At 62.5% G+C, this 11,497-nt stretch carries 7 protein-coding genes; 2 read left to right on the forward strand and 5 right to left on the reverse strand.

Annotated elements, in window-relative coordinates; genetic code table 11:
* The first annotated feature begins 65 nt into the window (after positions 1–65).
* Positions 66–2,402 (forward strand): PAS domain-containing sensor histidine kinase, encoded by a 2,337-nt coding sequence (locus tag BTE54_RS24320; RefSeq protein ID WP_078054246.1) that lies wholly within the window; start codon positions 66–68, stop codon positions 2,400–2,402.
* A gap of 228 nt (positions 2,403–2,630) precedes the next feature.
* Here the strand turns inward: BTE54_RS24320 and BTE54_RS24325 are convergent, their stop codons facing one another.
* Positions 2,631–5,600: a bifunctional [glutamine synthetase] adenylyltransferase/[glutamine synthetase]-adenylyl-L-tyrosine phosphorylase gene (locus BTE54_RS24325; protein ID WP_078054247.1), complete on the reverse strand. Its 2,970-nt coding sequence runs from the start codon at positions 5,598–5,600 to the stop codon at positions 2,631–2,633.
* A gap of 287 nt (positions 5,601–5,887) precedes the next feature.
* On the opposite strand from BTE54_RS24325, the gene BTE54_RS24330 reads away from it, so the two are divergent.
* Positions 5,888–6,751 carry a MipA/OmpV family protein gene (locus tag BTE54_RS24330; protein WP_198939223.1) on the forward strand — a complete coding sequence of 288 codons (864 nt, stop codon included), beginning with the start codon at positions 5,888–5,890 and terminating at the stop codon, positions 6,749–6,751.
* 75 nt (positions 6,752–6,826) lie between these two features.
* Here BTE54_RS24330 and BTE54_RS24335 read toward each other — a convergent pair whose 3' ends face one another.
* From BTE54_RS24335 to BTE54_RS24350, 4 genes are all read right to left on the reverse strand, one after another.
* Complete coding sequence (locus BTE54_RS24335) at positions 6,827–8,548, reverse strand: SDR family oxidoreductase (protein ID WP_078054248.1); 1,722 nt, start codon at positions 8,546–8,548, stop codon at positions 6,827–6,829.
* Positions 8,549–8,609: 61 nt separating this feature from the next.
* Positions 8,610–9,035 (reverse strand): thiol-disulfide oxidoreductase DCC family protein, encoded by a 426-nt coding sequence (locus BTE54_RS24340; protein ID WP_078054249.1) that lies wholly within the window; start codon positions 9,033–9,035, stop codon positions 8,610–8,612.
* Positions 9,036–9,208: 173 nt separating this feature from the next.
* Positions 9,209–10,618: an ATP-binding protein gene (locus tag BTE54_RS24345; RefSeq protein ID WP_078054310.1), complete on the reverse strand. Its 1,410-nt coding sequence runs from the start codon at positions 10,616–10,618 to the stop codon at positions 9,209–9,211.
* A 9-nt stretch (positions 10,619–10,627) separates the two neighbouring features.
* Entirely contained in the window at positions 10,628–11,386 is a 759-nt protein-coding gene (locus BTE54_RS24350; protein ID WP_031233368.1) for a response regulator transcription factor, read from the reverse strand.
* Positions 11,387–11,497 lie beyond the last annotated feature (111 nt).

The raw sequence follows: 11,497 nt of genomic DNA on the forward strand, positions 1-11,497 counted from the left end.
TGATTCACTAGTCATATTCGAGCGGCGGCGCTTCGAATCACTGGGGACATCTTGAAGGCGGGACAATGACGAACGTGCGGCGGGCGACTGCGGGCGATGAGCGGCCGTATGCCAAATTTTCTGATCTTGCGGCCTGGGGCGAAAGGCTTTCCAGCGACCTGATGGGTTTGATGAATGGCTCCGACCGCCCGATGCCGCAGGTCGAGACCCTGCTGAAACGTCTCATTCCCATTCTCATCCTCGCCTTTCTCGTCGTCGTCGCGGCCTCGCGCATGCTGGGCATCGTTGCCGAATATAGCCGCATGGAAGAGGCCGCCCGCCATTCCACGGCGCTGACGGCGCTGACGGCCAAGGCGGCCCTTCTCAACAACGATACCGTTTTCACCGCGCAGGACCGTGCCCGCGCCGAAGCCAATCTGGTCGCGGCGCTGCCATCCGGCAGCCTTGCCGACGGCACCATGGTGCTTCTTTCGGGCAGCAATGGCCGCATTTTCGCGGGCGCCGGCAAGGAAGCGATGCTTTATATCGGCACGTCGCTGCCGGCTTTGCTTCCTGAAATAGCCATCGTGCAGCGTTTCCCCGGTGCGCCCGGCACCATCGAGACCAATATTGACGGCCAGCAGCACTATGCGACGATGATCCCCTTCGGCGACGACGGCGCGATGGTGATCGCGGCCCGCTCGCTACAGCCGATCCGTTCCTTCTGGCGCAGCGAAATCGCCATGAACGTGACGCTGTTTGCCGGCATCTCCTCGATCCTGCTGGTCGTGCTCTATGCCTATTACATGCAGGTGAAGCGCGCCCGCGACGCCGACGACATCTTCGCCGAATCCAACCTGCGGGTCGAAACCGCGCTGTCTCGCGGCCGCTGCGGCTTGTGGGATTTCGATCTTTCCACCCGACGCATGTTCTGGTCGGGTTCGCTCTACGAAATTCTCGGGCTGCCGCCCAAAGCAGCGCCGCTTTCCTTCTCCGACGCCGCCCGCATGATGCATTCCGAAGACGGCAATCTCTATGAGCTTGCCCGCGCCGTCGGCTGCGGCAATCTGCGCCAGATCGACCAGATCTTCCGCATGCGCCATGCCAAGGGCCATTATGTCTGGCTGCGCGCCCGCGCCCAGGTCATCCGCACCAATAACGGCCCGCGCGTCATCGGCATCGCCATGGATGTGACCGAACAACACCGCCTTGCGCAACGCTACGCCGAGGCCGACCAGCGCCTTGCCGACGCCATCGAGTCCACCTCGGAAGCCTTCGTGCTATGGGACAAGAACGACCGTCTGGTGATGTGCAACACCCATTACCAGAAGGCCTATGGCCTGCCGGACAGCGTGCTGGTGGCCGGCACGGAAAAAAGCACCGTCTATGCCGCAGCCGCCCGCCCCGTCGTTGAACGTCGCGTTGCCGATCCGGACCAGTCCGGCCTGTCGCGCACCACCGAAGTGCAGCTTGCCGATGACCGCTGGCTGCAGATCAACGAACGCCGCACCCGCGATGGCGGTCTCGTCTCGGTCGGCACCGATATTACCCTTCTGAAGCGCCATCAGGAACGACTGCGCGATTCCGAGCGCCGGCTGATGGCCACCATCGGCGATCTTTCCGCCTCGCAGCACAAGCTGGAGCGGCAGAAGACCGAGCTTTCCGACGCCAACGCCAATTACCTCGCCGAAAAAGAGCGCGCCCAGGCCGCCAACCGGGCGAAATCCGAATTCCTCGCCAATATGAGCCATGAGCTGCGCACGCCGCTCAACGCCATTCTCGGCTTTTCCGACATCCTGCAAAACGAAATGTTCGGACCGGTCGGTTCGCCGAAATATTCCGAATATGCCCGCGATATTCACGATAGCGGCAAACACCTGCTCAACGTCATCAACGATATTCTCGACATGTCGAAGATCGAGGCGGGCCATATGCGCATCAACCGCGAGACAATCGATCTCGCGCCGCTGATCGAGGAAACCCTGCGGCTGACCGCCATTCAGGCCGAGCAGAAGAACATCACCGTGCAGCAGAAGGTCTGCGCTGGGCTGACCATGCAGGGCGACCGTCGCGCCATGAAGCAGATCATGCTCAACCTGCTCTCCAACGCCGTGAAATTCACCGGCGACGGCGGCCGCATCGCGCTGCGCACCCATGTGCATCAGGCCGCGATGATCCTCACCATCGCAGACACCGGCATCGGCATTCCCGCCCAGGCGCTCAACAAGATCGGCCAGCCCTTCGAACAGGTGCAGAGCCAATATGCCAAGAGCCAGGGCGGCTCCGGCCTCGGGCTTGCGATTTCCCGCTCGCTCGTCAAGCTGCATGGCGGCACGATGAAAATCCGCTCCTGTGAGGGCCGTGGCACGGTGGTGACAATCATCATTCCGCATGCGGCGGGGTGCTGCGGGACGGTGCATTGAGGTGGCGTCGGGCGCGCTGAGTTTCCTGCAATATGTACAGGTCGAGTGCGCGATTACCCCCCTCTGCCCTGCCGGGCATCTCCCCCTCAAGGGGGGAGATCAGCTGGGAGCTAACGCTCGCTCATTCGCAACGTTAGAGATGGGCTGAAGAGTGCCGCATATCGATCTCCCCCCTTGAGGGGGAGATGCCCGGCAGGGCAGAGGGGGGTGAAGCCTCACCCACCCACATCACCCACCATTCTTCACCGTCCCCACAAACGCCTTCCGCACCGCCTTCGCCAGCCGCTTCACCTCTCCCTCCAGTGTGGGAATGTCAGGGCAGTCCCCCGCCCGGCAAACGAGATCGGTGAGGCCCGCCGGCGCCTCCTTCGGGTTGAAGGCGCCATCGATGCACAGCCGCACGATCTGTGAGATTTCGGTGTAGAGCGCCATCGCCGCCATGCAGTCATCGAAAGCCTGCGGCTCCATGACAGGGGCGGCGAGCGCCTGCAGCGCCTCGGCCGTGTTGCGCCCCGGTTCGTGCGCGACAAGCCCCTTCACCGGCCCCACCAGCGCCAGATATTGGGCGATGAATTCGAGGTCGATCAGCCCGCCATTGATGAGCTTGAAATCCCAGTTGTTTTCCGGCGGCTTTTCCTGCTCGATCAGGCTGCGCATCTCCAGCACATCGGTAGAGACCTTGGCCACATCGCGCTTCTGCGACAGGATGGAAGCGATGATGCGGCGCGCATCCTCCATCAGTGAGGCATCGCCGCAGATCAGGCGGGCGCGCGACAGCGCCATGTGCTCCCAGGTCCAGGCTTCCTCGCGCTGGTATTTCTCGAAGGCGGAAATGCGGGTCGCCACCGGGCCCTTGTTGCCGGAGGGGCGTAGCCGCATGTCCACCTCGTAAAGCACGCCCTCCGCCGTCGGTGCGGAAAGCGCCGCAATCAGCCTTTGCGTGACGCGGGTGAAGTAACGCACGACATCGAGCGGCTTTGCGCCGGTCGATTCATGCGCGGCATCGTCATAATCGTAAAGCAGGATAAGATCGACATCCGAACCGGCCGTCAACTCGAAGGAGCCAAGCTTGCCCATGCCCATGACAGCCACGCGCCCACCGGGATAGAGCCCATGCGCCGCTTCCATCTCCGCCAGAACGGCATTGAGCGCGGCCTCGATCACCAGATCGGCAAGGTGAGTGAAGGCGCGGGCGGCCACCTCGCCGCGGATTGCGCCGGTCAGCAGCCGCACGCCGATGAGGAACCGCTGTTCGGCGGCGAAAATGCGCAGCCGGTCGAGAATATCCTCGTAGTGGCGGGGATTGGAGAGAAAGCTTCCCATGCGGTGGGCGAGATAGTCGCGCGTCGGCACGTCGCTCATCAATGCCGGGTCCAGCATGCCGTCGAACACATGCGGACGGGCGGCGATGATTTCGGCAAGGCGCGGTGCGGACGACATGATCGTCACCAGCAGGTCGAGCAGCGCCGGGTTGTTGCCGAGCAGCGAAAAGAGCTGGATGCCGGCCGGCAAACCGGAGAGGAAATTGTCGAAACGCAGCAGCGCCTCATCGGCCCGTTTGCTTTCACCGAAGGCGCGCAGCAGGTCCGGCGTCAGCTCCGTCAGCCGCTCGCGCGCCTCGACGGATTGCGTTGCCCGGTAACGGCCATTGTGCCAGGTGCGGATGACGCGGGAAATATCCTCCGGCCGCTCGAAACCGAGGGCGGAGAGCGTCTTTAACGTATCGGGATCGTCCTTCTGGCCGGTGAAGACCAGATTGCCGGCCTCGCCAGACAGTTTCACCTCCTGCTCGAACAGCGCCGAATAACGCCGCTCCACCAGCCGCAGCACCTGTTCCAGCTTTTCCGAAAAGGCCTTGGTGTCCTCGAAACCGAGCATGAAGGCGATGCGCTTCAGTTCGGCTTCGGTGTCGGGTAGCACATGGGTCTGCTCGTCGCGCACCATCTGGATGCGGTGCTCCACCTCACGCAGGAACCAATAGGCCTCCGTCAGGCTGTCGCGCGTCTCGGCGTCGATCCATTTCGCCTCGGTTAGCGCCGCAAGCGCCTCCTGCGTTGCGCGCACCCTGAGCGCCGGCATGCGGCCGCCGGCGATAAGCTGCTGGGTCTGCGCGAAGAACTCGATCTCGCGGATGCCGCCGCGCCCGAGCTTGACATTGTGGCCCTTCACCGCAATCGCGCCATGGCCCTTATGGGCGTGGATCTGCCGCTTGATGGAATGAATATCGGCAATCGCCGCATAATCGAGATATTTGCGGAAGATGAAGGGCGTCAACTCGCGCAGGAAATTCTCACCCGCCTTGATATCGCCGGCTACCGGCCGCGCCTTGATATAGGCGGCGCGTTCCCAGTTCTGGCCCCTGCCCTCATAATAAAGCAGCGCTGCCTCCACGGGGATGGCGAGCGGCGTCGAGCCGGGGTCTGGCCGCAGCCTAAGATCGGTGCGGAAGACGTAACCATCGGCCGTGCGCTCCTGCATGATGCGGACGAGGCGGCGCATCATCCGGCCGAAATTCTCCGTCGCATCATAGGGATCGTCCATGATGCCGGCTGAGGGTTCGAAGAACACCACGGCGTCGATATCGGAAGAATAGTTCAGTTCGCGCGCGCCGAGCTTGCCCATGCCTAGCACGATGAGACCCGACCCGTCGCTCGGAGCTGCGACATTCTTCAGTTTCAGCTTGCCGCTCTCATGGGCGGCGAGCAGCAGGTGATCGATGGCGGCGGAAAGCGATGCATCCGCCATGTCGCTCAGCCAGCGTGTCGTATCGCGGGCGGTGAAGATGCGCGCCAGATCGGCAAGTGCTGCGATGAAAGAGAGCCGCCGCTTGGCTACCCTCAGCCGCGACATCACCTCGTTTTCGCTCGGCACCCCGCCTTCTTCGCCCGGCTTCCAGCAATCGCGCGCCTCATGGACGAGACCCGCCAGCAGCGGCTCGAGCGGTTTCGACATCGCCAGCGACAAAAGCCCCTCATCCGCCGACGCCATGTCACGCAGATAGGGGGACAGCGTGAAAGCCGCGGCGATAAACTCTTTGAGTGCACTTTCCCCGGCAAGCAGCGCGGCCACCGCCGGCTCGCTTTTGCCGATATCCTTCAGCGTCGAAAGAACGGATTTCAGTTCCGTCTGCGTATAGGGGCGGATCACGCCCGGCAGAACCTCGCTCAGCCGCCTTTCAGCGGTTTCCCGTTTCGTCACTGTGTCTCTCCCTCTTCCGACTATCCTCTCGCCGCTCCCTGACATGCGACTTTCAGGACCGGATGCGCCGCACTCGAAACGTCCCTGCCGCCGCACCTCTTGGAAGCCTCCCGGCGCATGCATGTGGCGTTGTAACAAATGCAGGCCGCTTTGCGATCATAAAACCGCCGATGGCGATGTTTTCCAAAGCGCCCTACCCCGTAATGTCTCCGCAATTGTGCCCGCGTAGCGTCAGCCTCAACGAAACCCGACTCCCCGGTTTTCCAACGCTCGGTGTTGCAACGGATATGATCATGAAACAGATTTTTACAGTGAAATTGCAAAAGAACCTGCGCGCGATGGCCCTTTGCCTGACGGCGCTGCCCATGGCGCAGGCCGTCTGCACCCCCGCTTTTGCCGCCGACATCGGCAAATCGGACCGGGTGGCCGATCCGCAGGGCAATTTCGACAATGCCCGCTACAGCAGTTCCAGCGACTGGAAGATCACGCTCGGTGTCGGTGCCGCCTACGCCCCGAAATATGAGGGTTCGGACAAGCTGGAAGCAGGCGCCGTGCCGCTGGTTTCCATCGAATATGGAGATACGCTGAGCATCGATTTCAGCGGCGTCACCGTCAACCTGCTGAACCACAACGGCTTCAGGCTGGGTGTGAAGGGCGGCTGGGAGGCCGGGCGCAAGGAAAAGGACGACAGGAAAAACGTGCGCGGAATGGGCGATATCAAGGCGGCCGGCGTGGTCGGCGGCGTTATCGCCTATGGCGTCGACCCCTTCGAAATCTACGCCAAGGTGGACAAGACCATCGACGGCAGCGAAGGCCTGACCGCGACCATCGGCGCCAGCGTCTCGCACAAGGTGGACCAGTTCATCCTTGGCGCCGACCTCTCCGCCACCTGGGCGGACGACAAGCACATGAAATCCTATTTCGGCGTCACCTCGGCCCAGTCCGCCCGCTCGGGCCTGCGCCGCTTCGACGCGAAATCGGGCTTCAAGCGCATCGACGCCAGCGCCTCCGTCACTTACCTCCTCACCGAGAACTGGTCGATCACCGGTGCGGGCGGCGTCGGCTTCCTGCTGGGCGATGCCAAGGACAGCCCCCTGTCGAAGAAGGATATTCAGCCGTTTGCGATGGTGGGCGTCGCTTACACGTTCTGAACCGCGAGCAGGAGAACCGCGCGGCCGCGGATGCGCGCTCCGGCACGTCCCCAATGAGGAAAGGCATCCCTGCCCTCACGCCTCCTCACCCTGTGAAGCGCCGCAAGGCGCTTCACAGGGGCCGCGATGTTTCGCAGAACGGGCGGCCGGTTCCAGCGTGCCCTTATAAGCGACGACGAGACCGACGAAGGGCAAAGAAATTTCCACATCGAAGCAGAACCGGCCGTTTTCCTCGGACTCGAAACTCTCGCCCTTCGGCAGAAGAAAGCCGGGCAGCGGTATGCCCAGAACATGCCATCGCCGGGGGATGAGAGCCAGCCGGCCACCATCGAGCACCAGCGCCAGAGCGACGGTAACGATGCCGAAACGCTCCGCCAGCAGATATTGATCCTTGCCCATGCCGGCCGACTGTGTGGACGAGAAGCGGCGCCCGCCGAAATTCCGCGTCCAGCGCTCCTTGCCCTTTTCCGGCGTGAAGGTGACGCTGACGGGAACCTGCTTTCCCGCCTGCGGAAAGCCGACGAGCGCGGAAGTCATGCGGGCCAGCATGCCCTGTCCGCGGCGTATCTCCGCGACCCCGCTCCATTGCCGAACATCCTTGCTGTCGTGCAGTTCCCGCAGACGCGGCGGCAAGTCATCGAAGGCCGGGCCGAGAAGCTGGCAGAACAGCGAGACGTCGGGTTCCTCGCGGCGGAACCCCGTGTAGATCGTCTTGCTGCGGAAAAGCCGGTCGTAATCGGCAAGGTTCAGCGCATCCGTGCCGGCGCGTGCGCCGGGCAGCGGGCGCTCGCCGCTCAGCATCTTGCGGACAATAGCCTCGATCGCCATGGAGGGGATGTAGGGGCCGTCATCGCCTTCGGCCAGCAAATGCCAGCTCATCTCCATCGGCCTGCCCGCTGCACGCCCCTGCGCGCGGACGAACATACCGCCGCGATGTTCGCCAAAGCGCATCCGGTTCAGCACGGCATGAAACAGCGGCGATAGCGGCGCGAATGAGGGAAGGCCGAACCGCGCCCGCGCTTTCGCCAGAAGGTTCAACATACGGTGCAGAAACTCCGGCACGGGACCGGCCCCCATCCATATATCGGTCATCGACGGGTGTTCCGGTGGAATCACCTGTAAATCCGGCACATCGACCAGCGAAAAGTGAATATTGCGCAACGGCAGCCTGCCGGGCACGGCAACGGTGAAGCGCCTGCTTTCCGCAAGGCCGACGCCATGCGCCGGCCTGCCATGCCGCCAGAGCTTGACCGGCGCGCCGGCATAACCCACCACCGCCCGCATGACGTTGAGGCCGATCCCGGCATAGGGAGACGGCGCTATTCCGCCCTCGACGGTGAGAATGTCCATGGTCCTTTCCATTTCGCGCAGGACGGCGGCCGTCAGGACGGGGAAACTGCTGACGCCTGACAGGACGAAAACACCGGCGGCTTTTGCCCGCTCGTCGAATTGGCTGACGCCGAAAACGAAATCGGCGGCATCTGCGAAATCGAGATAGTCTATCCCGGCGTCGATGCATGCCGTTATCACGCCGTAACATGCGCTGCCATAGGTCTGGAACGGCCCGGACGCATCGACGACAAGATCGGGCTTGTGGATACGCAGGGCGTCTGCGATATCGCGGCGATCGAGCATCAGCGGGCGCAATTGCGCCTGTCCGCGCCAGGCTGCGCAAAAGGCCTCCGCCCGTGCGAGGCTGCGGCCGCAGACGAGAATTTCAAGGCTGGACATATCGGCAAGCAGTTCCGCCAGCCGGCCGCCGAACACGCCATAACCGCCGAGGATCAATATTTTCATTGTCCTGCCGACGCCTCTGAACCGATGCCCGGATTGCCTGAACGGGTGGCCATTGCCATGGTCAAAGGATTCTCTCCCGGTACTCCGGCGGCGCCACCCAGCATTCTTCGCGTTTTCCGAACCAGCGGTAGCGATTGCGGGCGACAAAGCGATAAACGGGATCGCGCAGGAATGCGGGAACGATGCGTAATATGGTGATCAGCCGCCAGGGTAGGCCCAGCGCTTCATATATGCTCAGCACAGCATCGCTGTCCTGCCGCACCCTGCCGCCCTCCACGACCAGCATGCTGACCGGATCTTTCGGGTCCATGCCGCAACGTCGGTAAATTTCCGCGCCGATATCGCCCTGCATGGATGCCAGGCGGAAATATCCGGCCCTGTCATGCCGCAGCACGAATTGCGCATTCACGGAGCACAGCACACATTCCGCATCGAACAGAATGATGGGGCCGTGCCCGTCGTCGGTCAAGGGAACCGTAGCTGCCACCCGTCACACATCCTTTCGTCCATCGCACGCGATTTCCGAACAGAGCCATTGCAGTCAATCAATCGGACTATTCTTCAGATCATCTTGCAATACAATGTTGAAAAACAGTCATTTTCCGGATGGCGAAGACTTTGCGCACAAATCCCGGTGAACGGCATCGTCAGCCGCGATGCCTAAGCCTTCGAGACGGGAAACACCATCGAAACGGTCAGCCCCGGGCACGCGGCATTCGCGGCATCCGTGTCCGATAGCATCAGCGATCCGCCATGCAGCTCCATCACGGCCTCCACCAGCGACAGGCCGAGCCCGGTTCCGGGTTTCGAACGGCTTTCATCCAGCCTGACGAAGCGTTTCAGCACCTCGCCGCGTTTGTCGGCGGGAATGCCGGGGCCGTGATCGGCGACGGAGAGCACGATGGCCTCCGGCTCCCTTGCCAGACGCACAACGAGCTTTTTGTCGCCTTCGCCCTCGCAGGCATATTTCATGGCGTTGTCGATAAGGTTGGAGAGCGCCTGGCCGATCAGCTCGCGGTTGCCCTTTACCGACAGGTCCGCCTCTATTTCGGCCTCCAGCACAAGCCCCGCATCCTCGGCTACCGGCTCGTAGAGTTCGGCGCTGTCGGCGGCAATCGCCGAGACGTCCACATCGGTCATTTCTGCTGCAATTGAGCCTGCCTCGACGCGGGAAATCATCAGCAGCGCGTTGAAGGTGCGGATAAGCTGGTCGGATTCGGCGATGATGCCTTCAAGCGCTGCGCGCCGTTTCGTCTCGTCATTGTCGTCAAGCGCTGCGGCCGCCTTGTTGCGCAGCCGCGTCAGCGGCGTCTTGAGATCATGGGCGATATTGTCGGAGACCTGCCGCAGGCCTTCATTCAGCTTTTCGATGCGGCCGAGCATGGCATTGAGCGAGCCGGACAGGCGGTCGAATTCATCGCCGGAGCGGCCCTGCGGCAGGCGCTGCGAAAGGTCGCCCGCCATGATCTTTTTGGTCGCGGCCGACATGCGGTCGATGCGTTTCAGCGCGTTGCGGCCGATGCCGAACCAGATGAGCAGCGCGCCGCCACCCATGATGGCGAGCGCCACCATCAGCGCGTTGCGCACCAGTGCCCGAAACTTGGTGGGTTCGCCGAGGTCGCGGCCGATCAGGATGCGCAGGCCATTGTCCAGCATGAAGACATTGGCGGTGGCCAGATGCTGCACGCTGTCGCCGCTTTCGGAGTAACGCTCGTAACGGAAAGGAAAACCGGTCCAGCCTTCCTTGTCGAAAACGCCCGGCTGCACCGAAGCGACGTTGCCGGCAAGGATTTCGCCATTCGGCCCGGCGATGACGTAAAGGCTCGCCCCCGGCTGACGGGCGCGGCGTTCCATCATCCGCAGCAGCGGGTTGATGCCGCCGCGATTATAGATGCGCTGCACATCCGAGACTTCCTGAAGCACGGCATCGCGCGTCTGCTGGTTCAGCAGCCGTTCGGAAAGGGCGGTGACATAGAAGACCAGGAAGGCGGCGCAGAGCGCAAACAGCAGAATATAGAGCGCCGAAAGGCGCACCGCTGTCGACCGGAACACTATTCTGAGGCGGGCCATTTTCGCCAATCAGCCCTCGTCCTTCATCATGTAACCGGCGCCGCGAATGGTCTTCAGCAGCGGCTTCTCGAAGTCCTTCTCGATCTTCGAGCGCAGGCGGGACACATGCACGTCGATGACATTGGTCTGCGGGTCGAAATGATAGTCCCAGACGTTTTCGAGAAGCATGGTGCGGGTCACGACCTGACCGGCATTCTTCATCAGATATTCGAGCAGCCGGAATTCGCGCGGCTGCAGCAGGATTTCCTTGCCGTTGCGGCGAACATCGTGGGACAGCCGGTCGAGTTCGAGATCGCCGACCCGGTAGATCATGTCCTGCTCGGGCTTGCCCTTGCGGCGGCCCAGCACCTCGATACGGGCGAGCAGTTCGGAAAAGGCATAGGGTTTCGGCAGATAATCGTCGCCGCCGGCGCGCAGGCCGGTGACACGGTCATCCACCTGCCCCAGCGCGGAAAGGATCAGAACAGGCGTCTCGATGCCGCGGCGGCGCAGCTCGCTGATGACGGAAAGCCCGTCGCGGCGCGGCAACATACGGTCGATCACCATCACGTCGTAAGCGTTCTCGCAGCCCATGAACAGGCCGCTCTCACCGTCGCTCGCATGGTCGGCGACGATCCCGGCTTCGCGGAACGCCTTGGTCATATAGGCCGCAGCCTCGAGGTCGTCTTCAATGACAAGAATCTTCATGTGCGGGACAATAGCGCCCTCGCCCTTTTCCGCACAACCGGAAACAGATGCGACAGACATTTCCTGAACCTTGTTTTCCATGAGGTTTCCTCCGAAGACCTGGTCTCTGGCGTTATCTGGCTTCTAGACGGGGCGACCGCCTATGGAGCGAGTGGTTACCGCTTGTTTCTTCTCCCCGCCGGGGAGAAGGTC

This window comes from Agrobacterium sp. YIC 4121 (assembly GCF_002008205.1).
GTDB lineage: Bacteria > Pseudomonadota > Alphaproteobacteria > Rhizobiales > Rhizobiaceae > Agrobacterium > Agrobacterium leguminum.

Bases quoted from the DNA above. Each gene is read 5' to 3' on its own strand.
- BTE54_RS24335 (WP_078054248.1), bottom strand. From the start codon at position 8,548: ATGAAAATATTGATCCTCGGCGGTTATGGCGTGTTCGGCGGCCGGCTG.
- BTE54_RS24320 (WP_078054246.1), top strand. From the start codon at position 66: ATGACGAACGTGCGGCGGGCGACTGCGGGCGATGAGCGGCCGTATGCC.
- BTE54_RS24345 (WP_078054310.1), bottom strand. From the start codon at position 10,618: ATGGCCCGCCTCAGAATAGTGTTCCGGTCGACAGCGGTGCGCCTTTCG.
- BTE54_RS24330 (WP_198939223.1), top strand. From the start codon at position 5,888: ATGATCATGAAACAGATTTTTACAGTGAAATTGCAAAAGAACCTGCGC.
- BTE54_RS24350 (WP_031233368.1), bottom strand. From the start codon at position 11,386: ATGGAAAACAAGGTTCAGGAAATGTCTGTCGCATCTGTTTCCGGTTGT.